At 28.5% G+C, this 22023-nt stretch carries 27 protein-coding genes; 24 read left to right on the forward strand and 3 right to left on the reverse strand.

Features of this window, described 5'->3' with window-relative positions:
* From HMPREF2852_RS07455 to HMPREF2852_RS07490, 9 genes are all read left to right on the forward strand, one after another.
* Nucleotides 1–483: ATP-binding cassette domain-containing protein (locus HMPREF2852_RS07455; protein ID WP_070607267.1), on the forward strand; the 483-nt coding region annotated here is incomplete at its 5' end.
* Nucleotides 480–1268: an ABC transporter permease gene (locus tag HMPREF2852_RS07460; RefSeq protein ID WP_070607270.1), complete on the forward strand. Its 789-nt coding sequence runs from the start codon at nucleotides 480–482 to the stop codon at nucleotides 1266–1268. The genes HMPREF2852_RS07455 and HMPREF2852_RS07460, both read left to right, overlap by 4 nt.
* Nucleotides 1269–1277: 9 nt before the next feature.
* Nucleotides 1278–2012, forward strand: coding sequence for an ABC transporter permease (locus HMPREF2852_RS07465; protein WP_070607273.1), 735 nt, complete (start codon nucleotides 1278–1280; stop codon nucleotides 2010–2012).
* A gap of 7 nt (nucleotides 2013–2019) precedes the next feature.
* Complete coding sequence (locus HMPREF2852_RS09845) at nucleotides 2020–2184, forward strand: hypothetical protein (protein WP_004838039.1); 165 nt, start codon at nucleotides 2020–2022, stop codon at nucleotides 2182–2184.
* A gap of 25 nt (nucleotides 2185–2209) precedes the next feature.
* Nucleotides 2210–2947, forward strand: coding sequence for an NAD-dependent protein deacylase (locus HMPREF2852_RS07470; protein ID WP_070607276.1), 738 nt, complete (start codon nucleotides 2210–2212; stop codon nucleotides 2945–2947).
* Between the two features lie 2 nt (nucleotides 2948–2949).
* Entirely contained in the window at nucleotides 2950–3324 is a 375-nt protein-coding gene (locus HMPREF2852_RS07475) for a hypothetical protein (RefSeq protein WP_070607280.1), read from the forward strand.
* 67 nt (nucleotides 3325–3391) lie between these two features.
* Nucleotides 3392–4573 carry a coenzyme F420-0:L-glutamate ligase gene (locus HMPREF2852_RS07480; protein ID WP_070607282.1) on the forward strand — a complete coding sequence of 394 codons (1182 nt, stop codon included), beginning with the start codon at nucleotides 3392–3394 and terminating at the stop codon, nucleotides 4571–4573.
* 57 nt (nucleotides 4574–4630) lie between these two features.
* A complete protein-coding gene (locus tag HMPREF2852_RS07485; protein WP_070607286.1) occupies nucleotides 4631–5605 on the forward strand; it encodes a YitT family protein in 975 nt (324 codons plus the stop codon).
* 12 nt (nucleotides 5606–5617) lie between these two features.
* On the forward strand, nucleotides 5618–6448 hold the full coding sequence (locus HMPREF2852_RS07490) for a glycosyltransferase family 8 protein (RefSeq protein WP_070607288.1): 831 nt from the start codon (nucleotides 5618–5620) through the stop codon (nucleotides 6446–6448).
* Between the two features lie 33 nt (nucleotides 6449–6481).
* Here HMPREF2852_RS07490 and HMPREF2852_RS07495 read toward each other — a convergent pair whose 3' ends face one another.
* Both HMPREF2852_RS07495 and rd read right to left on the reverse strand, forming a co-directional pair.
* Nucleotides 6482–7078, reverse strand: coding sequence for a TVP38/TMEM64 family protein (locus HMPREF2852_RS07495; RefSeq protein ID WP_019118241.1), 597 nt, complete (start codon nucleotides 7076–7078; stop codon nucleotides 6482–6484).
* 61 nt (nucleotides 7079–7139) lie between these two features.
* On the reverse strand, nucleotides 7140–7298 hold the full coding sequence (gene rd, locus HMPREF2852_RS07500) for a rubredoxin (protein WP_004814307.1): 159 nt from the start codon (nucleotides 7296–7298) through the stop codon (nucleotides 7140–7142).
* Nucleotides 7299–7433: 135 nt separating this feature from the next.
* Between rd and HMPREF2852_RS07505 the strand changes: the two genes are divergently transcribed.
* The 9 genes from HMPREF2852_RS07505 (at nucleotide 7434) to HMPREF2852_RS07545 (ending at nucleotide 14590) form a co-directional block, all read left to right on the forward strand.
* Nucleotides 7434–7832, forward strand: a complete 399-nt coding sequence (locus tag HMPREF2852_RS07505; protein WP_070607291.1) for an ATP-binding protein — start codon at nucleotides 7434–7436, stop codon at nucleotides 7830–7832.
* Between the two features lie 118 nt (nucleotides 7833–7950).
* Nucleotides 7951–9777 (forward strand): translational GTPase TypA, encoded by a 1827-nt coding sequence (gene typA, locus HMPREF2852_RS07510; RefSeq protein ID WP_070607293.1) that lies wholly within the window; start codon nucleotides 7951–7953, stop codon nucleotides 9775–9777.
* A 10-nt stretch (nucleotides 9778–9787) separates the two neighbouring features.
* Nucleotides 9788–10228 (forward strand): hypothetical protein, encoded by a 441-nt coding sequence (locus HMPREF2852_RS07515; RefSeq protein WP_004838049.1) that lies wholly within the window; start codon nucleotides 9788–9790, stop codon nucleotides 10226–10228.
* An 11-nt stretch (nucleotides 10229–10239) separates the two neighbouring features.
* Nucleotides 10240–10878: a redox-sensing transcriptional repressor Rex gene (locus HMPREF2852_RS07520; RefSeq protein ID WP_019118238.1), complete on the forward strand. Its 639-nt coding sequence runs from the start codon at nucleotides 10240–10242 to the stop codon at nucleotides 10876–10878.
* 6 nt (nucleotides 10879–10884) lie between these two features.
* Nucleotides 10885–12807, forward strand: a complete 1923-nt coding sequence (gene abc-f, locus HMPREF2852_RS07525; protein ID WP_070607297.1) for a ribosomal protection-like ABC-F family protein — start codon at nucleotides 10885–10887, stop codon at nucleotides 12805–12807.
* Nucleotides 12808–12861: 54 nt separating this feature from the next.
* Nucleotides 12862–13401 (forward strand): alkaline shock response membrane anchor protein AmaP, encoded by a 540-nt coding sequence (gene amaP / locus HMPREF2852_RS07530; RefSeq protein WP_019118237.1) that lies wholly within the window; start codon nucleotides 12862–12864, stop codon nucleotides 13399–13401.
* An 8-nt stretch (nucleotides 13402–13409) separates the two neighbouring features.
* Nucleotides 13410–13715, forward strand: coding sequence for a hypothetical protein (locus HMPREF2852_RS07535; RefSeq protein ID WP_019118236.1), 306 nt, complete (start codon nucleotides 13410–13412; stop codon nucleotides 13713–13715).
* 18 nt (nucleotides 13716–13733) lie between these two features.
* Nucleotides 13734–14177 (forward strand): Asp23/Gls24 family envelope stress response protein, encoded by a 444-nt coding sequence (locus tag HMPREF2852_RS07540; RefSeq protein WP_004838054.1) that lies wholly within the window; start codon nucleotides 13734–13736, stop codon nucleotides 14175–14177.
* A 59-nt stretch (nucleotides 14178–14236) separates the two neighbouring features.
* A complete protein-coding gene (locus HMPREF2852_RS07545) occupies nucleotides 14237–14590 on the forward strand; it encodes a Spx/MgsR family RNA polymerase-binding regulatory protein (protein WP_070607301.1) in 354 nt (117 codons plus the stop codon).
* A 16-nt stretch (nucleotides 14591–14606) separates the two neighbouring features.
* Here the strand turns inward: HMPREF2852_RS07545 and HMPREF2852_RS07550 are convergent, their stop codons facing one another.
* A complete protein-coding gene (locus tag HMPREF2852_RS07550) occupies nucleotides 14607–15230 on the reverse strand; it encodes a thiamine diphosphokinase (RefSeq protein WP_070607304.1) in 624 nt (207 codons plus the stop codon).
* 101 nt (nucleotides 15231–15331) lie between these two features.
* On the opposite strand from HMPREF2852_RS07550, the gene HMPREF2852_RS07555 reads away from it, so the two are divergent.
* From HMPREF2852_RS07555 to HMPREF2852_RS09745, 6 genes are all read left to right on the forward strand, one after another.
* Nucleotides 15332–16528 (forward strand): AI-2E family transporter, encoded by a 1197-nt coding sequence (locus HMPREF2852_RS07555; protein WP_004838057.1) that lies wholly within the window; start codon nucleotides 15332–15334, stop codon nucleotides 16526–16528.
* Complete coding sequence (locus HMPREF2852_RS07560; protein ID WP_070607307.1) at nucleotides 16529–17143, forward strand: hypothetical protein; 615 nt, start codon at nucleotides 16529–16531, stop codon at nucleotides 17141–17143. It begins immediately after the preceding gene.
* Nucleotides 17144–17168: 25 nt separating this feature from the next.
* The gene (locus tag HMPREF2852_RS07565) at nucleotides 17169–19532 is read left to right on the forward strand and encodes a glycogen/starch/alpha-glucan phosphorylase (protein WP_070607311.1); all 2364 of its coding nucleotides are present in this window, start codon (nucleotides 17169–17171) and stop codon (nucleotides 19530–19532) included.
* 19 nt (nucleotides 19533–19551) lie between these two features.
* Nucleotides 19552–20346, forward strand: a complete 795-nt coding sequence (locus HMPREF2852_RS07570) for a ZIP family metal transporter (RefSeq protein ID WP_070607316.1) — start codon at nucleotides 19552–19554, stop codon at nucleotides 20344–20346.
* A 387-nt stretch (nucleotides 20347–20733) separates the two neighbouring features.
* Nucleotides 20734–21237, forward strand: a complete 504-nt coding sequence (locus tag HMPREF2852_RS07575; RefSeq protein ID WP_257244386.1) for an RDD family protein — start codon at nucleotides 20734–20736, stop codon at nucleotides 21235–21237.
* A 445-nt stretch (nucleotides 21238–21682) separates the two neighbouring features.
* On the forward strand, nucleotides 21683–21820 hold the full coding sequence (locus HMPREF2852_RS09745; protein WP_261668267.1) for a hypothetical protein: 138 nt from the start codon (nucleotides 21683–21685) through the stop codon (nucleotides 21818–21820).
* The last annotated feature ends 203 nt before the right edge of the window (nucleotides 21821–22023 follow it).

The raw sequence follows: 22023 nt of genomic DNA on the forward strand, positions 1-22023 counted from the left end.
AAAAAAATCATCTCTTATTTGCCTGATGCCTACCATCTTTATGATAATTTGACAATTGAGGATACGGTAAATCTTTACAGGGATTTTTATGATGATTTTAATATGAGAGTTTGCAAGGAACTTTTTGAATTTATGAAAATTCCAAAGGAAGGTTATTCTGATAAATTGTCAAAGGGAATGAAGGAAAGACTTCTTTTGGCGTTGACTCTTTCTCGTGATACAAAATTATATATTTTGGATGAGCCAATTGAAGGAGTTGATCCTATTGCAAAGGATATGATTTTATCTGCAATTATAAAAACTGTAGATATTGGTAGGACAATTATTATTACAACCCATCAAATTGGAGATTTGGAAAATCTTTTTGATAGGGCCGCCTTTATCCAAAGAGGACAAATTCTTTTGGAAGAAGACGCCGAAGATTTGAGAGATAAATATAAAAAGCAAATGGTAGATTTGTATAAGGAAATTTTTGTAATATGATTAGATTTTTGAAATATGAATTAAAAAGGTCAAGGGGATTTTTTCTTTTGATGGCATTATTTGCCATACTTTCTCAAGGTCTTGTTGGAATATTTTATAAATTAAATAGCTTTGAGTTGGAAAATAAAAACACTTCATTTTTTATTCTCCTTATAGCTCTTGCCCTTATAATTTTGTCAGTTTGTTTGATATTTTTTACCATTAGATACAAAAGAGATATTTTTGACAAGTCATCTTATATAACTTTTACCATAAATATTTCTGTAGCTAAGATTATTTTTGCAAAATTTTTGGCAAGTCTTGTGATAGGCTTTTTAAGCCTTGTAGTTTTTGTAGGCTCTTTAATTATAAGCTCAAAATTTTTGGGGATTTATGATGATTTAATAAATATATCCATAAAGGTTCTTATGGTATATGTTTTTGTTTTAGAAATCTATTATTCAATTGCCTATCTTCTTTTGGTTTTTGGAATAACCCTTTCAAAAGTACAAATTTTTAGAAGATATTATTCATTTGTATCAGTGGTTTTGTCCATTGTTTTATTTACAATAATAGTTTGGCTTTTAAGAAATATTTACACAATAAGTCCTGTGATTTTAAGATTTAAAGACTTTGCCATCCAAAGGATAATAAATATAAATGGAGTAGATATTTCCATGCTTTACAATGGAGTTGACGGAAAAGTTTTGGGAATAAATATTTGGATGTTGACATTTTCTATTTTGATAATAGCAGTTACATTTTTTTATAATGTATTTTTGATAGAAGAGAAGATTGATTTTTAGGAGATTATTATGAGAAAATATTTAAAATATGATGCAAAATCGAATATGAAATTTTTCATATCAACAATTGCAAGTTTTGTAATTCTTTTAATCTCAATGATGTCAATCAAAACAATTGGAGCATTTTCAAGAACGCTAGAAATAAATTCAGCCATAAATTCAATAGAAATAATTGTGGTTGTAGTTTTTATCCTAACAATTTCTTATTTTATTATAAATAGTTTTTACAAAGATCTTTACACAAATAGGTCAATACTTACATTTTCCTTGCCAATAAGCGCAAGAGAATTTATTTTGGCAAAATTAATAGTAATAAATATTTTCTATTGGCTTTTGGTGTTTTTGTCAGTATTTTTGTTTTATATAGTAGGAACATATTTAAATACAAAAATACTTTTATCTTTGGTCTTTATAATGATTTTGATAAATATAAGTGCTCTTTTAGTATTTTTATATATGCAAATGGATAGGTATTTGTTTAAAAGAAAAATTTCAGTATTTTTAATTTTTATAATGACAATAGCCATATTTGCTCTTGCGTTTTTCATAAATAAAAATTTTTTGCTTTTACACAATAAGATAATTTTAAAAAATTATAATTATATGGCTTTTGTTTATTCTTATATAAAATACAAGGGAGAATCATATATAAATTTGACAGGATTTATTTATTATATTTTGATATTTCTAGGATTATTTTGGATAAATGCAAAAATATTAAAAAAAGATTTAGACTTATCGTGAGGACTTTATGAATAAAAATATGTATATAGGAATTGTAGGAGGAGTAATTATTTCAATAATTTTAAATAATGCCTACAATTTTCCAAACAAAGAAATGGTTGCAGTAGTTTGTGCAGTAATAGGCGCATTTTTTGGAGCAAGCATTGATAATAAATTTAAAAAATCTAAGTAGGGTATAGTCATTGTAAGGAGATATTATGGATAATAAAATTAATGAAGTTAAAAAAATCATAAAAGAATCAAATAATATTGTATTTTTTGGAGGAGCAGGAGTATCAACAGCATCTGGCGTTCCAGATTTTAGATCTGCAACTGGACTTTATAATAGAGAAAATAATTCATCATATTCGCCTGAATATATGCTAAGCCATGAATTTTTTGTAAATCATCCTGATAAATTTATGGAATATGCAAAAGAAAATTTGATGATTGAAGGAATAAAACCAAATGATTGTCACCTTGCTTTAACAAAACTCGAAAAAGAAGGAAAATTAAAAGGAATAATAACCCAAAATATAGATTCTCTCCACCAAGAAGCAAAAAGTAAAAATGTAATTGAGCTTCACGGGAATTTGAGAGATTATTATTGTACATCTTGTGGCAAAAATTTTGACCTAGCTTATGTTAAAAAATTTAAAAATGTAGTTAAGTGTGATGAGTGTGGCTCAGTTGTTAGACCTGACATAGTTTTATATGGAGAAAGTTTGAACAATGATAACATTAGCTATGCGGTAAAATTAATTAGCGAAGCAGATGTGTTAATTGTCGGGGGAACAAGTTTAGTTGTTTATCCTGCGGCAGGATTAATAGATTTTTATAGGGGAAACAAACTTGTAGTAATTAATCAAGATCCTACCCCAAAAGATAATAAAGCAGACTATCTTTTAAAAGGAGATATATCAAAAATAATGAAAGAATTAGTAGAAGGTGTTTAATTTTGAAAAAAAGACATGGAATTGACGAACTATCTATAGGACTTGTGTGGTTTGCAATTGGCTTAATGCTTATAAATTATTTTTTAAAAATTAATTTTTTACAAGCAATGCCACTTGTGATAGTCTTTTATGCCATATTTAGGACTATATCAACAAACGAAATAAAAAGAAACAGCGAAAATTATATTTTTAAATTAAAATTTTTAAATCCTATCCAAAAAAAATATAGAAAAATAAAAAGGAAAATATTTGGAGATAAAAAATATAAGTATATTAAATGTAAATCATGCGGACAAGAATTACGTATTCCTAAAGGCAAAGGAAAAATAATCGTAAAATGCCCAAAATGCAAGACCAAACAAAAAGTAAAATCGTAAAAAAAAATAAAATTTTAACTTTATTTTTTAAAAAAATTAATGTATAATACGTGAGGAAGGAGCATGTATGGATAGATTAATAGGAACAGTATCAATGGGTGTTAGGACACCTATTATTGAGACAGGAGATAACTTAGTAGATATTGTATTTGATAGCGTAAACAAGGCTGTTGAATCAAAAAATATCGAAATAAATGATAAGGATGTAGTTTGCATTACAGAATCCCTTGTAGCAAGAGCTCAAGGAAACTACGCAAGTTGTGAACAAATTGCTAAAGATATAAATGATAAATTTAAATCTGACGAAATAGCAATATTGTTTCCAATTTTAAGCAGAAATAGATTTTCAATAATGCTAAAAGCTTTTGCTTTGAGTGGAAAAAAACTTCACATTTGCTTATCTTATCCACAAGATGAGGTAGGAAACTACATTATGGACAGAATGGATTTATTTGAAAGTGATGTAAATCCTTATTCAGATATTTTATCAGAAGAAGAATTTAGAAAACTTGCAGGAGATTATAAACATCAATTTACTGGAGTTGATTATATTTCTCTTTACAAAGAAATGGCAAAAAACAGCGAAGTACATTTCTTCAACAATCCAAAAGATGTACTTAAATTTACAAAAAGTGTTCTAGTTTGCCAAATCCACACAAGAGATTTAACTAAAAAACTTCTAGAAAAATCTGGAGCTGAAGAAATTTATGGTCTAGATGAAATAATGACAAAATCAGTAGATGGCTCAGGCTACAATGAAGATTACGGTTTACTTGGTTCAAATCTTTCAACAGAAGATGTTGTAAAATTATTCCCAAGAGATGGCCAAACATTTGTAGATGAACTTCAAGAAAAATTTATTGAAAAATATAACAAACAAGTTGAAGTAATGATCTACGGCGATGGAGCTTTCAAAGATCCAGTTGGAAAAATTTGGGAGCTTGCAGATCCTGTTGTATCTCCAGCTTATACAAAAGGACTTTCTGGAACACCAAATGAATTGAAAATAAAATATATAGCTGATACAGAATTAAAAGACTTATCAATAGATGAAAGAACTGCAAAAATGAGAGAAAGAATTTCACAAAAAGCAGCTGATTTGAAAGGAACAAATGAAACCTTAGGAACAACTCCTAGACAAATCACAGATCTTTTAGGCTCACTTTGCGATTTGACATCAGGTTCAGGCGATAAGGGAACTCCTGTTGTTCTTATACAAGGATATTTTGATAATTATTCGAATGACTAAAAAAAAGCCGTTAGGCTTTTTTTTTTATAAAGTTGGAGGATTAAAAAATAAGAAAAAATGAATGAAAATATAGATCCTAATAATTATTCCGACAAGGAAAAAATTAAACATATTCTTGACAGAAATGCTGCAATAAAAATACTTAGAAAAGATAGAAAAAAAGATAAATTTGCCCACAAGCCCTTGAGTGAAAAAAAGAAATTTTTACTAATGAGCTTTGCTGCCATACTTATGGCAAATGGAACACATTTTTTTAAATATCCAAATCATTTTGTAATAGGAGGGGTAGAGGGGGCATCCATACTGCTTTCAAATAGTCTTCCCTTATCTCCTGCCTTTATAACTTTGATTTTAAATGTGACTTTGTTAGTTTTGGCGTATTTTATTTTGGGTAGGAAATTTGTTTTGAAAACTGGCTATGTATCCATATTAAATTCCTTAACGGCCCTTGCTCTAAGTAAAGTCCTACCTCACACAACGCCATTTACTGATAATAAATTATTAGAATTATTTTGTGCAGTTTTAATACCAGCCCTTGGCTCATCAATTTTATTTAATTTATCAGCATCAAGTGGCGGGACAGATATAATCGCTATGATTATAAATAAATACACAAATTTAAATATTGGAAAATCACTTTTGATGGGAGATTCAATTCTTACAATTTTATCAATCAAAATATTTGGAATAGAAATTGGACTTTTATCTTGTCTAGGTCTTTTGATGAAAGGCGTTGTAGTAAATCAATTTATATCATCATTTAATACAGCAAAACTATTTTTGATTATTACATCCAAGCAAGAAGAAATAAGTGTATTTATTAGAGATAAATTAAATAGGTCGGCTACAGTTTTGGATGGAACAGGACTTTATTATAAAAAAGATCAATCAATATTTTTGTGTGTAACAAATGATTACGAGGCTGTTTTGTTTAGAAAATATATAAAAGAAATTGATCCACGCTGTTTTATAACAGTTCTAGATACATCATCAATAATAGGCGAGGGTTTTTATACGACAGACCTTCAATAGAAAGGGGAAACTATGAATATATTGGTTTCATGTGATGAAAATTATTTAAATCCTCTAAAAACTATGCTATTTTCATTATTTGAAAGTAATGATACAAATTTTGAAATTTATTTGATTCACAAAGATATAAGAGATGAAAAAATAGAAGAAATTGAAAAATTTGTAATAAAAGCAAGCTCAAAAAGGGCAAAATTAAATCCGATAAAAGTTAAAAATCTTTTTTCAAATGCAAAAACAACTTTTTATTATACAGAAGAAATGTATTATAGGATTTTGGCTTATAAATATTTGCCAGAAAATTTAGATAGAATTTTATACCTAGATCCAGATGTTTTAGTTTTAAATTCTTGCGAAAAACTTTACAAGATGGATTTAAAAGATAATTATTTTGCAGCAGCAACTCATACTATTCCAACGGTTCAATCTGCAAATGTAGCAAGGCTATCTATTTCATCTGGACTAAAAGATATAGACAACTATTTTAATTCGGGAATTTTGATGATAAATTTGAAACTTGCAAGAAATAGTCAAAGCTATGAAAAAGAAGTTTTAAATTATGTAAAAAATACCAAATCTTTGGGACTTATAATGCCAGATCAGGATCTTTTGAATGTGGTTTTTAGAAATAAAATAATAAAAATTGACGAAATAAAATATAATTATGATGCAAGAAGATATTTGGCTTACAAATTGAAGGATAAAAAATATAATTTGTCCTACATAATTTCAAATACTTGCTTTTTGCATTTTTGTGGAAAAAGAAAACCTTGGTTAGAAGAAAATAATCTAGGCGTATTTACATCGCTATATTTATATTTTTGGAAAAAAGCAATGAATATATAAAAAACTCCTAATTTTAAAAAATTAGGAGTTTTTTTATGCTAAAAATAATTTTAAATGATACATTAAATAAGCTATAATCACAATTTCTATAAATTTAGCCACAAACATTATTTTTAAATAATCTTCAAATTTTAATTTTTTAAATCCTGCAACCATTGATAAGGCGTTGTCAGGAGCAAAGGGCATGGCACTTGTTAGAAATAAAACTTTTTTAAATCTTTTTGTACTTTGCCTTGTTGCGCTTTCATATTTTTTAAGGCTTTTTTTCGGCAAAAATAAATTTAAAAATCTTTTACCATAAATTCTAGTCAAAGTGTAATTTAAAACAGCGGTCATAAGACCTGTTATGTAATTTAAAAATAGACCAAATTTTTGACCGAACAAGGCAAAGCCTATTACTATAAAAATCGTCGTTGGAATAAAAGGAACAAATCCAATCAAAACTTTTAGAATTATAAATATTAAAGGGGCAAGATAAGTAAAAGCTCCAATATAATCGTATAATTTATCTGAATTTGTGAGTATTCCTAATTTGTACAATCTATAAAGAAAGGTCAAAAATAAAATAGAAAGTCCAAGACTTATAAAGATTTTAATTTCTTTGCTATGTTTTTTTAAAAAATATTTCATAAAAAAATTATGAATACGAATTTATAAAAAAGAGAGGCTAGAGCCTCCCTTTTAAAAAATCTTATTCTTGTTCTTCGAACATATCCTTGCCAACTCCGCAAACTGGGCATACCCAATCTTCTGGAAGGTCTTTGAATTCTGTTCCTGCATCGATTCCGTTATCTGGATCTCCATTAGCAGGATCATAGATATATCCACAAGCTGTACATACGTATTTCATAATATTCTCCTTTCATTTGTTATACATACATTATACTACAAAAACAAAAAAAGCAATAATTTTAACTTTTTGGACAAAAATTAACAAAAAATTTTTATTTGGGTATAAATTTATTAATAAGAGATGAGGGGTAAGATGGAACTTATTAGAAACATAATGCCTACTGACCTAAAAATGATAAAAAAATTTAGGGATGGGCTTGTTTTAAATTTAAAAAATAAAAATATAGATGAAAATTTAATTTTTAAAATAAGATTGATTTTGGATGAACTTATAATAAATTCCTACGAGCATGGAAATAGGTGTGAGTATGATAAAATTATTGACACAACTTTTATTATGGATGATACTTGCTGTTTGATAAAAGTAAAAGATGAGGGAGAAGGAATAGATTATCTTTTTGAAAATGATGGACTCCACGATCACGGCAGGGGAATTAAACTTGTTTATAGTTTAGCTGATGAGCTTATTATTAAAGATAATATTATAATCGCTTTTGTAAAAAGAGATTCCAAGAGAAAATTATATATATAATACTTGGTAAGTTTTTTTTATCAAGTATTTTTTTTGTTATTTATTGATAATCTTATCACATATGATATAATAAATTGATGAATAAATAGTTTATATTAGTTAAGAAAGAAGTGATTTAATGAAACGTGAAGATATAAGAAATGTGGCGATAATCGCCCATGTTGATCATGGTAAGACAACTCTTGTTGATGGTCTTTTAAAAACCAGCGGAATTTTTAGAGAAAATCAACAAGTTGATGAAAGAGTTATGGATTCAAATTCTATTGAAAGAGAAAGAGGAATTACAATTCTTTCAAAAAATACTGCGATCAATTATAAGGGAATAAAAATAAATATAATCGACACTCCAGGCCACGCCGATTTTGGTGGAGAGGTTGAGAGAGTTTTAAATATGGCTGAAGCTGTAGTTTTGGTTGTAGATAGTCGTGAAGGTCCAATGCCTCAAACAAAATTTGTTTTGAGAAAGGCAATCGAATTAAATCTTCCAGCAATTATTTGTATAAATAAAGTTGATAGACCTGACCAAAGAGTTGAAGAAGTAATGGATGAAGTTTTGGATTTATTTATTTCCCTTGAAGCTGATGAATCATATCTTGATTCTCCATTTGTTTTTGCATCAGCCAAAGAAGGTTGGGCAAGTTTAGAATTTGGTGAAGTAAAAAATGATATGACAGATCTTTTGGATACAATAATTGATTACACACCAGCTTTTGAAGCTAAAGAAAATGCTCCATTTAAAGTTTTGGTTTCAACAACAGACTATGACAATTATCTTGGAAGAATTGCAATTGGAAAAGTTGAAAGTGGACAAATAAATAAAAATGATTCTTGCATAATTGTAAATTACAATGACAAGGATAGAAAAGTAAAATCAAAAATTGTTACAATTTATGAATTTGAAGGACTACAAAGAAGTGAAGTTGAAAAAGCAGATTTCGGTTCAATTGTTGCCTTATCGGGAATGGAAGATATAAATATAGGAGATACAATTTGTACAGAAAGTGATATGGAGCCAATAGAATTTACAAAAATTTCTGAGCCAACACTTTCAATGACATTTTCTGTAAATAATTCACCATTTGCAGGACGTGATGGAGATTATGTAACAAGCAGACATTTAAGAGATAGATTATTTAAAGAAAAAGAAACGGACGTATCACTTAGAGTTGAAACAACAGATTCAACAGAAGCATTTAAGGTTTCTGGAAGAGGGGAACTTCATCTTTCAGTTTTGATAGAAAATTTAAGAAGAGAAGGATATGAATTCCAAGTTTCAAAACCTGAAGTTATGTTTAAAAAAGATGAAAATGGAAAAATACTTGAGCCAATGGAGCTTGCAACAATTGATGTTGATCAAGAATATACAGGTTCAATAATAGAAAAATTAGGTCTTCGTAAAGGAGAGCTAATGGATATGGCTCCAAATTCATCAGGATACACAAGAATGGTATTTAAAATTCCTGCAAGAGGACTTATAGGTTATAGGCAAGAATTTTTAACAGATACAAAAGGAACTGGAATTTTAAATACAGAATTTGATTCTTATGAAAGATATAAGGGAGATATTGCAAAAAGACAAGCAGGTTCACTTATTTCTTTTGAAACAGGAGTAGCAACTACTTATGGACTTCACGCAGCCCAATCAAGAGGACAACTTTTTGTAAAGCCTCAAGATGAAGTTTATGAGGGAGAAGTTATAGGTTCAAATGCAAAAGGAATTGACATAGACGTAAATGTGTGCAAAAAGAAAAAACAAACCAACGTCAGAGCATCAGCAGCTGATGAAGCCCTTGTTTTATCTCCAGCAAAAATTATGAGCGTTGAAGAGATGATGGAATTTGTGGAAGAAGATGAATTAATCGAAATCACTCCACACAATTTAAGAATTAGAAAAAAAATCTTAGATAATAATTTAAGATATAAATCAAAAAAATATAGTAAGTAAGGAGCTAAAGATGAAAAAGAGATTTGAAAGATTTCTTTCAAGTACTCTGCTTTTATCAGTATTAGTGGTTTTAGTATCAAATTTAATCCTAATTCTTACAAAAATTAACCCACAAGTAGTAAATAATGTTTGGAGTATCTCCTTCATTATTTCTTGGGTTATAATGCTTATTTATCCTCTTTATATATTAATGGAAAAAGAAACAAGAGGCTATTCAATTTTTGTAGCAATAATAAGCATTATAGTTTTTGCAATCCTAAGCTACCACGCCCTACTTGTGGTAAGTAACTATACACCATTATTACCAAAATACATAGCAGTAGATGAAAGAATATCAAGTTATTGGCAAGAGTTGTTTTATAGTGGACTAATAATTATTTATATAGTTCATCTTTTGAATGTAATACTTTTAAACAGATTAAGGTCTAAAGAAATAAAAAATAATGATTAACGGAGGTTGTTATGAAAAAAGGGTCAAACGTTTCTTTATCAGTAATAAAAAGGTTACCAAAATATTATAGGTATTTAGAAGCAATTAATGAAAAAGGTATTGTAAGAGTTTCATCTAAAGAACTTTCACAAATTACAGGCTTAACAGCAAGCCAAATTAGACAAGACTTAAATCATTATGGCTGCTTTGGTCAACAAGGTTATGGTTATAATGTAAAAGAATTAATGCAAGAGCTTGCAAAAATTATTGGAGTAAACAAAGAATATTCTATGATAATAATCGGTTTTGGAAATATTGGCCATGCTCTTTTCCAATACTCAGGTTTTAAGACTTTAGACTACAATGTAAAAGCAGTATTTGACAAAAACAATGAAGAAGTTTCAACAGAAAATTTAAAAGTTTTGTCAACAGATGATTTAAAAGAATATTTAGAAAAAAATGAAATAGATATAGGAATTATCACAACGCCAAAAGATGGCGCCCAAGAAGTTTGTGATATTCTTTGTGAAGGAGGAATAAAAGGAATTTGGAACTTCGCACCAGTTGATTTGAAAACAAAAAACAATGTGGTAATAGAAAATGTTCATTTAGATGAATCATTATTTACCCTAACATATTTTATCAACACACCAGAAGATTTCATTTTCTAAAAAATTATGATTGTAGCGTCAGTATCAAATTTAGAAAAATCCTATCCAACCCAAGACGTATTTTCAAACGTATCATTTACGATAAATAAGGGAGATAAAATTGGTTTAATAGGAAATAATGGTTCTGGAAAGTCTACACTATTTAATATATTGACAGGAGAAATTTCCAAAGATTTTGGAAAAATTCATATACCAAATGATGTAAGCCTTGGTTATTTGAAACAACAATTAGGACTTATGTCAGATAAAAGTATATATGATTATTGCTTGGAAGTTTTTAAAGATCTTATAAAACTAGAAGAAAATATTAGAGATCTTGAAATAAAAATGAGCGAGGAAAAAAATCCAGATAAGCTCAATGAAATAATGATTGAATATGCAAAAAAAAGCGAAGAATTTGAAAAACAAAATGGCTATTCCTATAAGTCGGAAATAAGAGGCGTACTTATAGGAATGGGCTTTAGCGAAGAAGATTTTTCAAAAGAAATTTCGCTTTTATCAGGAGGACAAAAGGCAAGGGTTGAACTTGCCTGTCTTTTATTGGAAAAACCTGACCTAATTTTATTAGACGAACCGACTAATCACCTTGACATAAAGGCGATTAATTTTTTGGAAAATTTTGTAAAAAATTTTAAGGGATCAGTTATAGTTATAAGCCACGATAGATATTTTTTGGATGCAACAGTTTCAAAAATATTTTTGATGGAAAATGGTGGACTAAAAATTTATGATGGAGATTATACATCATTTATGGATCAAAGAAAAAAAGATTTGAAAGTCCAAAACCATCTTTATAAAACTCAGCAAAAAGAAATCAAAAGGCAAGAAGAAATAATTGATAGGTTAAAAAATCTTGGCGGTTCAAAAAGAAAAAGAGGAATTTCTCAATCAAGATCAAGACAAAAACTTTTGGATAAAATGGAAAGGGTAGAAAAGCCTGATAACTTAAATGAATCCATAAATATAAGATTTACTCCAAGAATAATTTCGGGAGTCGATGTATTAAGTGTAGATAAATTAAAAAAATCCTACGATAAGGATATTTTTGAAGATATTTCTTTTAATATTTATAGAAACGATAGGGTGGCAATAATTGGAGAAAATGGTGTAGGCAAAACTACTCTTTTTAAAATTATTTTAAACCAAGAAAGAAAAGACGATGGAGAAATAAAATTAGGCTCTAGCGTAAAAGTTGGATATTTTGACCAAGAACAAAAATCCTTAAATACAGAAAACACTTTGTTTGAAGAAATAAGAGAAGCCTATCCCGATCTTACAAATTATGAAATCAGATCTTATCTTGCAAAAATAATGTTTTATCAAGATGAAGTTGATAAACCAATAAATGAATTGTCTGGAGGACAAAGGGCAAGAATTTCTCTTTTAAAACTTATGCTTTCAGATTGTAATTTTATTTTGATGGATGAGCCAACCAACCATCTTGATATAGATTCAAAAGAAGCCCTTGAAGATGCGCTTATTGCTTATGAAGGAACAGTTCTTGTAATAAGCCACGACAGGTATTTTTTAAATAAAATTGCCGTAAAAATTCTTGATATGCACAAGGATTATATAAAAGAATATTTGGGTAATTACGATTATTATGTAGAAAAATTAAAAGAAGAATCATTAGAAGATGAAAAAAAGCCACTAATGACACAAACCCAAATTAAAAAAGAAGAAAAAAAGAAAAAACTTAAAAAGCTTGAAGTAAAAAAAATAAAAGAAAAAATAGAAAAATTAGAAAAAGAATCCAATACAATTGATGCAAAAATTCATAAACTTACAGAAGAAAGCCTCAAAGAAGGTTTTTATGATGATGAAAAAAAAGTCATAGAAACTTTTGCTAAGATAAAAAACCTTGAAGAAAAGAAGCAAAGATACCAAGATAGGTGGTTAGAATTATCTTTGGAATTAGAAGATGACTAAAAAAGTTTTGTTTCAAAAGCTAAAGCATGGGTAAATTATAAGTAAGGAGGCTTTATGGGAGGATTTAAAAAATTTTTGTGGTCACTTATGACCATAGCTTTGATAATAATTTCCGCCATACTTGGAACACTTGCTCTCGCAGACGATGGAGTAAGGCATGATTTATTATCATATTTAGAAATACAAAATTACAGATACGTACTTCTCGGTGTTGCTATAGCAATTTTGATTTTTGCAATTATTCTTTTGATAGATATTATAGCAAATCAAAATGATAAGCGTGAATATCTAGTAGAAGATAATACAGGCGATATTTTTATTACAAGAAATTCCTTGGATTCAGCAGTAAATTCTGCAGTAAATAAATTTATGGGAACAGAACTTACAGATTCAAAAGTTAAAATAATAAAAGGCGAAACTGTAGAAGCAAAAATTAAATGTGACGTTTTTGGAGATAGGGACTTTGAGGATTTAGGTAGAAAAATTCAAGCTGAAGTTGAAATGGGACTTAGAATGCTTACAGGACTTGAAAATGCAAATGCCCATGTTCAATTAAATAAAGCTCATAAAAGTCAAGAAAGAGAACTTAGGTAGGTGGTATTATGGAAAAAGAAAAAACAAAATTAGATTTAGAAAAACAAGTAACCGCCTATGATGTAGAAATGAGAAAACTTGATATAAGAGAGAAAAAAGAAAAAGAATGCAAGGAATTTAAAGAAAAAAATAAACACAAAATTATTTCTTTGATTTTGGGAATTGCAACAATAGGTTCGCTATTTGATTTTGGATTTTTTAGAACTGTTGGTATTTGGATTGTGCTAGGATTTTGTTATTGCTTGGGCGGATGGCTCGACAAAGATCCTAAGGTTATAGGATTTGTAATTAGCTTATTAAAAAAATTTCAATAAAAAAGATAGGGGAAAATTATGACAGAAAAAACATTTGACAAAGATTACGAAAAAGGAATCGAAGAGGATCAAGAAATCGAAAAAGAAGTTTCAAAACTTACAATTGCTGATAAGGTTGTAGCAAAAATTTCTAGAATTGCAGTAAATAAAGTTGATGGAATTTTGGATATGAAGGCAAGTTTTTTTGATTCAGTTTCATCAGTTTTCCAATCATCAAGTGAACAAGATACATCAGGAGTAGATGTTGAAGTTGGACAAAAAGAAGCAAAAGTAAATATGCAAATAATCTTAGAATATGGAAAATCTGCTCCACATATTTTTGAAAATATCAAAAAAGTTGTAAAAGAAAATGTAAAGCAAATGACAGGACTTGATGTTGTAACAGTAAATGTTGATGTAGTTGATGTTATGACAAGAGAAGAATACAAATCTAAAAAATCAGATAACGACGATAGAAAATAAAAAAATAAAGGGGTTGCAAGGTCAACCTCTTTTTTAAAGATTAATTTAAGGAGAAAAATATGAAAGCATTATTAATAGGATATAAATCTTGCTCAACTTGCAAAAAAACTGAGAAATTTTTGGAAGATAGGAAAATTGATTATAAATTTCAAGATGTAAAAGAAGAAAAACCGGAAAAAGACCAAATAAAAGACTTGTATGAAAAAAGTGGTCTTGATATAAAGAAATTTTTTAATACATCTGGACAAATTTATAGGAAGTTGAATTTAAAAGACAAATTAAAAGATATGACAGAAGATGAAAAATTAGATTTATTAGCATCAGATGGCATGTTATTAAAAAGACCAATTTTAGTTTACGGCTATGATGTTGTAGTTGGTAGATTAAATATAGAAAAATATTTTGAAAAATAAGGCAGGAAATTCTGCCTTATTTATATACATTTTTGTTTTCATAAATTACAAGAATCATTCCCTTATCAAATTCTATTTTAAATTCTTTTCCTATTGGCTCATTTGATACGCCTAGGTGCATGTCGTTTTTTAAGGTGAAATTTTTTAGCTCGTATTTTAAATTTATTAAATTTAAATTTTCTATTTTTTCTGTTAGGGCAAAAAGAGAAATATAGGTGTTTTCTATTTGCTTTTTTTCTTGAAAATTTTTATCTATTACAAATAATTTTTGGTTTTTATTTTTTAATTCTATATCAATTCCTTTTTTCTTAAATTCTTCCATTATTTTTATATTTGCAATAGTGTGGGAAATTCTTCCGCCAAGTCCTCCATAGACAATTATTTTTTTGTAGCCTTTTTTTATTGCAAAATTTATCGCAGCGTACAAATCGGTTTCGTCTTTTTCGGGTTTTAATGTAATTTTATTTTCAAAATCTGGTTGTTGTGCTGAATCGAAATCTCCGATTATTGTATCTATTTTTATTCCGATTTTTTCTATATATGTATAGCCTTTATCTGCTCCTATTACGTAATCATCTTTTCCTATTTTATCAAAAAATCCGTCGAAATCTCCGCCGGCAAATATATAACATTTTTTCATAATCCACCTCAAGCTTATTATATCATTATTATAAAATGGAAGATGAAAAATTTCTATGGTAGAATATAGGTAAATGATTAATAGGGAGAAGGGAAACTTTAATGAAAAAATTAGATGAAAAGAATTCACAATTACTAAAAGTTATTCTTATATCTATTTTGGTATTTTTTGCATTTTGGTATATTGAAAATGTTAAGAATGGCTTGACGGTATTTATTGCTGTAATACAACCTTTTTTGATTGGATTTATGCTGGCTTTTATTATTAATTTGCCTATGAATTTCTTTGAAAGAAAAGTGTATTCTAAAATTTTTAAAACAGAAAAGACAAAAAAGTTAGTTCCAGTTTTTTCACTTATATCTTCTTGGATTTTATTTATTTTGGGTATTGTAATATTTTTGAATGTATTAATTCCAAGAATATCTAAGGCGGTAACTGCTCTTATTGAAAGATTTCCGTTATTTTTAGATGATTTGATAGATTTATTAAATAAAAATAAATTAACAAAAAATTTTGCCGATGATGCTCAAAAATATATAAATAGTGTTGATTGGAACAATGTCTTAGTTCAAGTTAAGGATTATTTTGTTGGAGAGGCGGGAAATATTTTTGATAAAACAACTTCAATTATAAATTCTGTATCATCAACTATTATAACCATAGCTGCTGCTACAATATTTTCGGTATTTGTATTGATTAATAAAAAAGATTTGAAAATTTTAGCTAATAGAATTATTTATTCCTTATTTAAAAGGAGTACTGCTGATGAAATTAACAAGGTGGCAAGTCTTTCTTATTCTTCATTTGCATCTTATATTAATTCCAAAGCTCTTTCTAGTTTGATACTTGGAATTTTGGTTTTTGTTGGTATGTTAATTTTAAAAATTCCTTTTGCGGCTATGGCTGCAATATTGGTTGCAATAGCAGATTTTATTCCTTATGTTGGACCACTTATTGCAACTGTCATAATGATGATTTTAATTTTTATAGAATCACCATTTAAGTCTTTGGTATTTTTAATATTTTTATTAATAGCCCAACAAGTTCAAGGCTCAATAATTTATCCGGCTCTTGCTGGAAAAACTATAGGTCTTCCATCAATTTGGGTAATTGTATCTATAGCTATTGGTGGAAGTTTGTTTGGAATTGTTGGTATGCTTGTATCAATTCCAATTGCATCAATTTTGTACACTTTGATGAATGAAAAAATGGATAAGACTTTGGCAAAAAAAGAAATTTCAGAAAATGAAATTAAAGAATTATCAGAAAAAGTTCACTACAAAAAGGAAGAAAAATAGATGAAATTAAAAAGATCTAAAAAAGGCGAATTTGTTCCAGTAATTAAAAATAATAAAATTTACTATGGTGGCTACCAAAATGACTTAAAAGAAGTAGGAGTGAGTAAATTTTATAGGGATAGGTCTTGTGTAGTTACGGCATTTACAAACACTTACCTATATCTCTACAGAAAAGATGAAAAATTTAGCCTAGATCAATTTAATGATTACCAATATTGGTTTTTTCAAATTATAAAACCAAGAGTTTATGGAGTGCCAACGGCAAGGCTTTTGGATTTCAAATTAAATAAATTTAGAAAATCCTACCATTTGAAATTAAAATCACACATATTAGAAGATAATCCAATAAAAAGAAAATCAATGGAAGAGATTGCAAATTTTATTTTCCAAGCCATAGAAAAAGATCTGCCAGTTATATTTTTTAATTGGGTCAGTAGGTCGATTAGGGTGATGAAACATCATGGAGTTACAATTACAGAAATAGAAAAATTTGAGGATGATTATAAACTTACAATCTCATCATGGGGAGAAGTTTATAAGATTTCATTAAAAGAATTTTTGAGGCAAAATAGAACATATACTGGTTTTATTTATTTTGAAAAAGATAATATATAAAAAATTTAAAATATAGGAGAGAAAAATGAACAAAAATAAATTTATGGAAAGTTATATCGAAAATTTACAGAGAATTACACTAAAAAATTTTGCAGAAACTTCAGACAAGGACAGATATTTTGCTCTTTGCGATACAATAATGGAGCTTATCAATCAAGAATGGAGAAATTGCAAAAATAGGACAAGAAGATCAAGAAAAGCCTATTATTTTTCTGCGGAATTTTTGGTAGGAAGATCTCTTGGAAATAATTTAATTAATCTTGGAATTTATGATGAAGTAAAAGAAATTTTAAGTGAGATTGACATTGATTTTGAATCAATAGAAAATTTTGAAGATGATGCTGCTCTTGGAAATGGTGGTCTTGGTAGACTTGCGGCTTGTTTTATGGATTCAGCAGCAACTCAAAAACTTGATATGTATGGATACGGAGTAAGATACAGAGAAGGACTTTTCAAACAAAAAATAGAAAATGGCTTTCAAGTAGAAGGTGGCGATCATTGGATAAAAGATGGCGATGGTTGGTCAATAAGAGTTGAATCTGATTCAAAAATTGTAAAGTTTAGAGACCAAACTGTAAAAGCAGTTCCTTACGATATGCCAATGCTAGGTTTTGAAAATGAACAAGTAAATACATTAAGACTTTGGCAAGCAGAACCATTTGAAGAATTTGATTTTTCATATTTTAATAATTTTCAATATGATAAGGCAGTTGAAGAAAAAAATAGGGCTGAAGATATAACCAGAGTTTTATATCCAAATGACATGCAAAGAGAAGGAAGAGTTTTAAGATTAAAACAACAATATTTCTTCTGCTCAGCATCAATTCAAGATATGGTTTCAAAATACAAAAGATATTTTGACCACGATTTACAATTTGAAGATTTTTCAAAATATCACATAATTCAATTAAATGACACCCATCCAATTATTGCTATACCAGAGCTTATAAGAGTTTTAGTTGATGAAAATGGAATTGAATTTGAAAGGGCTGTAGAAATAACAAAAAATACATTTGCATTTACAAACCATACAGTTTTGCAAGAGGCCCTAGAATCTTGGCCAAAAGATATAATGCTTGAAGTATGCCCAAGATGTTTTGATATAATTAAAAAATTAAATGAAAATTTAGTAAAAGAATTTAAAGAAAAAGGACTTTCAGAAGAAGCTATTGATCCTTATAGAATTATAAGATTTGACCAAGTGAGAATGGCAAATCTTGCAATAGTAATGAGTAAGTCTGTAAATGGAGTTGCAAAACTTCACACACAAATTTTAAAAGACGATACCTTTAAAAATTGGTATAAATTAATGCCAGAAAAATTCAATAATAAAACAAATGGCATTACACCAAGAAGATGGTTAGTATATTCAAATATAAAATTATCAAATTTCATCACAGAAAAATTAGGAAGTGATGATTGGAAATACGATCTTACAAAATTAAAAGGCCTAGAAAAATACCTAGACGACGAAAAAACTCTAGAAGAAATAAACCAAATTAAATTTGAAAATAAAAAAGAGTTGGCAAAATATATTTTGGAAAATGAAGGAATAAGTATAAATCCAAATTCAATTTTTGATATACAAGTAAAAAGAATTCACGAATACAAAAGACAACATTTAAACCTTCTTCACATTATAAATTTATATCACAAATTAAAGAAAAATCCTGATATGGATTTCTACCCAACAACATTTATTCTTGGAGGAAAAGCAGCACCAGGATATTTTAGAGCAAAAGCGATAATAAAACTTGCAAATGAAATTGCAAGAGTTATAAATAACGATGAAGAAGTAAACGACAAAATAAAAGTAGTATTTGTAAATAATTATAGGGTAAGTTACGGCGAAAAACTTTTCCCAGCAGCAGATATTTCAGAACAAATTTCAACAGCGGGAAAAGAAGCTTCAGGAACAGGCAATATGAAATTTATGCTAAATGGAGCCTTGACACTTGGAACTTATGATGGAGCAAATATAGAAATTTTTGAAAATGCAGGAGTAGAAAATAATTATTTATTTGGAGCAAAAGTTGAAGAATTAAATGAAATTTATGATTCCTATAATCCAAAAGAGTTTTATCACAAAAATGAAGACATCAAAGATGCAGTAGATACACTTTTATCAGGAGAGTTAAACGATAATGACTCATATATGTTCCTAGATATTTACAATTGTCTAATAAATCCACAAGGTGGAGAAAAAGCTGACACATATTTTGTCTTAAAAGATTTTGAAGATTACAAAAAAACACACGAAAAAATAAATAAAGAATATTCAGATAGATTAACATGGGCAAGAAAGAGCCTAAAAAATATTGCAAACGCAGGATATTTTTCATCAGACAGAACAATTCTTGAATATGCAAAAGATATTTGGAAATTATAAAAAATAGAAAGAGAGAAAAATGAGCAAAGATTTAGTAATAGGATTACTAATTCCATTTATAGGCACAAGCCTTGGATCGGCTATGGTCTATTTAATGAAAAACGAATTATCAAGTAAAATTCAAAAATCCCTATCAGGATTTGCCGCAGGTGTAATGGTTGCGGCAAGTATTTGGTCGCTTTTAATACCAGCAATGGATATGGTAGATCAAAAGTTAGGAAAAATGGCGTGGATTCCTGCTGTGGTAGGATTTGCCGTTGGAATTATATTTTTATTGTTTTTAGATAATGTAGTTCCCCATCAACACGTTGATAGCGATGTGGCAGAAGGACCAAAAAATGATTCGTTAAGAAAAACAACAATGATGGTACTTGCAGTTGTAATTCACAATATTCCAGAAGGAATGGCAGTAGGAGTTACATTTGCAGGAGTTTTGTCAGGAAATACAGATTTAACAATGGCAGGAGCAATGGTGCTTTCACTTGGAATAGCAATTCAAAATTTTCCAGAAGGTGCAATAATTTCTATGCCATTAAAAAGTCAAGGAATAGGAAAAACTAAATCATTTATAATGGGAGTTTTGTCAGGAGCAGTAGAGCCAGTGGCAGCAGTTCTTACAATATTATTATCCCAAATAATGATTCCGATTTTGCCATATCTTTTAAGCTTTGCAGCCGGAGCAATGTTTTATGTAGTAGTAGAAGAATTAATACCAGAAGCAACAGGCGAAGGAGAAGACCACTCAAATTTAGGAGTAATTTGGTTTTCAGTAGGCTTTTCAGTAATGATGATTCTAGATGTGATGTTGGGCTAGAAATTGTACCAGTGGTACAATTTCTACCAACATCCCGCGAAGTAAAATCGAGGAATTAAAAATCAGTTTTAAAATAATAAAAAACCAAATCAAGTAAAACGCAACCAAATAGCGTATGTTGGGCTAAAAAATGTGCCAGTGGCACAATTTCTACTAATGCCCCGCGGAGTAAAATCGAAGAATTAAAAAATAGTTTTAATTTGGAAACTAAGAAAATTAAGTTTAACGCAATCAAAGAGCGTATGCTTGGGCTAGAAATAGTACCAGTGGTACAATTTTACCAACATCCCGCGGAGATCGGCATATGAGATATTATGAAAGCAAGAAAGAATTAAAAAATGAGATAAAGAAAGCTTTTGACACTGCGAGGATAAATAAATTATGCTTATGAATAATAATCCAATATCATTAAAAAAACGAATGAAAGAATTGTTTTTTGATTATCTACTTATTCTTTTGTATTTAGCATTTTTATTTGGAGTAAGCATGGCAGTTTATCATCTGTTTTTTAAAGGGATTCCGAAAATGAACGAACTACAGTCACAATTAATTGCTTTATTAACATCAGTTATTCCGATTATTTTGATTTTTTCTTTTTTGGATTATTCAAAAGATGGGAGTCTTGGTAAACGCAAAGCGGGGTTAAAAGTCGTCTATAAACATAAATCTTTAAAAGCAAGCTTTATAAGAAACTTAATCAAATTTTTACCATGGCAAATAGGACATATGAGTACGATTCATGGAATTTATACTGGCTTTGATGTATGGGCTATCGTGTTGTTTTTTATAGGTATCGGATTTGCTGTGCTGCTATTATTAATGGGTCTTATACGTAATGATAAAAGACATTTGGGTGATTTATTGGCAAATACACAAGTACAAAATCAATAGGAATGATTAGAAAATAAGAGTTGAGATTTAAATAATAGTTATCTTTAATGAAAAATAATGAAGGTAACTATTAAATTTAAGGTCGATATATGAGGTCTTATAAGAGTAAGGAAGAATTAAAAGATAAGCGTGTTGATGAGGTTAATCGGAAACAGGCAGAAAATCTTGACTATCAATTTCCTAATATTACGAACGAATTTCCGACGTCTAATATTGCAAAAAGTGAATAAAAGAAAATTATATCATGCAATAAAAAGGATAGATATAAAGATAGAATCTATACAAAAAGAAATATCAGATATTATTGAAGAGAATTTTATAAATTTAACAATGAAACTTTGAAAGGGATAGCATAAATGTTATCTCTTTTTTATTACAAGAAAGGAGTTTTATATAAAAAAATTAGAACAGATAAGAGAAGGGTCAAAAGAAATATAAAGATAAAATATATGTCTATGACAATGAAGAAATAGACGGTCAAATAAACCAAAAGGTTGAAATTCACTACAAGTTTATAGATAAATTAAATTTACTACTAACCAGAGTAAGTACGAAGAGTAAAACTCTAATTTTAGATTATTAAAAGATTGAATTAAGTATAACGTGGTCAAAGAGCGTGCTTTATTAAGAAATTGTGCCAGTGGCACGATTTTAATATTTATCCCTCCGAATAAAACGAAGAATTTAAATTTAATTGAATTTAATTTATTAAAAAAATAATCATAGCTTTAAAATTTAGAGTGCGATTTTTGACGGATTTTTAAATTTGAAATCAAATCAATTTTT

This window comes from Anaerococcus sp. HMSC065G05, from assembly GCF_001812365.1.
In the GTDB taxonomy this organism is placed as follows: Bacteria; Bacillota; Clostridia; order Tissierellales; family Peptoniphilaceae; genus Anaerococcus; species Anaerococcus vaginalis.

What these genes read in the sequence shown, in the direction of transcription:
- HMPREF2852_RS07545 (WP_070607301.1), top strand. Translation starts at nt 14,237, where the DNA reads ATGAAAGCATTATTAATAGGATATAAATCTTGCTCAACTTGCAAAAAA.
- HMPREF2852_RS07465 (WP_070607273.1), top strand. Translation starts at nt 1,278, where the DNA reads ATGAGAAAATATTTAAAATATGATGCAAAATCGAATATGAAATTTTTC.
- HMPREF2852_RS07575 (WP_257244386.1), top strand. Translation starts at nt 20,734, where the DNA reads ATGAATAATAATCCAATATCATTAAAAAAACGAATGAAAGAATTGTTT.
- amaP (WP_019118237.1), top strand. Translation starts at nt 12,862, where the DNA reads ATGGGAGGATTTAAAAAATTTTTGTGGTCACTTATGACCATAGCTTTG.
- HMPREF2852_RS09845 (WP_004838039.1), top strand. Translation starts at nt 2,020, where the DNA reads ATGAATAAAAATATGTATATAGGAATTGTAGGAGGAGTAATTATTTCA.
- HMPREF2852_RS07535 (WP_019118236.1), top strand. Translation starts at nt 13,410, where the DNA reads ATGGAAAAAGAAAAAACAAAATTAGATTTAGAAAAACAAGTAACCGCC.
- HMPREF2852_RS07560 (WP_070607307.1), top strand. Translation starts at nt 16,529, where the DNA reads ATGAAATTAAAAAGATCTAAAAAAGGCGAATTTGTTCCAGTAATTAAA.
- HMPREF2852_RS07490 (WP_070607288.1), top strand. Translation starts at nt 5,618, where the DNA reads ATGAATATATTGGTTTCATGTGATGAAAATTATTTAAATCCTCTAAAA.
- HMPREF2852_RS07520 (WP_019118238.1), top strand. Translation starts at nt 10,240, where the DNA reads ATGAAAAAAGGGTCAAACGTTTCTTTATCAGTAATAAAAAGGTTACCA.
- HMPREF2852_RS07550 (WP_070607304.1), bottom strand. Translation starts at nt 15,230, where the DNA reads ATGAAAAAATGTTATATATTTGCCGGCGGAGATTTCGACGGATTTTTT.
- HMPREF2852_RS07540 (WP_004838054.1), top strand. Translation starts at nt 13,734, where the DNA reads ATGACAGAAAAAACATTTGACAAAGATTACGAAAAAGGAATCGAAGAG.
- typA (WP_070607293.1), top strand. Translation starts at nt 7,951, where the DNA reads ATGAAACGTGAAGATATAAGAAATGTGGCGATAATCGCCCATGTTGAT.
- HMPREF2852_RS07515 (WP_004838049.1), top strand. Translation starts at nt 9,788, where the DNA reads ATGAAAAAGAGATTTGAAAGATTTCTTTCAAGTACTCTGCTTTTATCA.
- HMPREF2852_RS07460 (WP_070607270.1), top strand. Translation starts at nt 480, where the DNA reads ATGATTAGATTTTTGAAATATGAATTAAAAAGGTCAAGGGGATTTTTT.
- HMPREF2852_RS07555 (WP_004838057.1), top strand. Translation starts at nt 15,332, where the DNA reads ATGAAAAAATTAGATGAAAAGAATTCACAATTACTAAAAGTTATTCTT.
- HMPREF2852_RS07565 (WP_070607311.1), top strand. Translation starts at nt 17,169, where the DNA reads ATGAACAAAAATAAATTTATGGAAAGTTATATCGAAAATTTACAGAGA.
- rd (WP_004814307.1), bottom strand. Translation starts at nt 7,298, where the DNA reads ATGAAATACGTATGTACAGCTTGTGGATATATCTATGATCCTGCTAAT.
- HMPREF2852_RS07495 (WP_019118241.1), bottom strand. Translation starts at nt 7,078, where the DNA reads ATGAAATATTTTTTAAAAAAACATAGCAAAGAAATTAAAATCTTTATA.
- HMPREF2852_RS07505 (WP_070607291.1), top strand. Translation starts at nt 7,434, where the DNA reads ATGGAACTTATTAGAAACATAATGCCTACTGACCTAAAAATGATAAAA.
- HMPREF2852_RS07470 (WP_070607276.1), top strand. Translation starts at nt 2,210, where the DNA reads ATGGATAATAAAATTAATGAAGTTAAAAAAATCATAAAAGAATCAAAT.
- abc-f (WP_070607297.1), top strand. Translation starts at nt 10,885, where the DNA reads ATGATTGTAGCGTCAGTATCAAATTTAGAAAAATCCTATCCAACCCAA.
- HMPREF2852_RS07570 (WP_070607316.1), top strand. Translation starts at nt 19,552, where the DNA reads ATGAGCAAAGATTTAGTAATAGGATTACTAATTCCATTTATAGGCACA.
- HMPREF2852_RS07480 (WP_070607282.1), top strand. Translation starts at nt 3,392, where the DNA reads ATGGATAGATTAATAGGAACAGTATCAATGGGTGTTAGGACACCTATT.
- HMPREF2852_RS07485 (WP_070607286.1), top strand. Translation starts at nt 4,631, where the DNA reads ATGAATGAAAATATAGATCCTAATAATTATTCCGACAAGGAAAAAATT.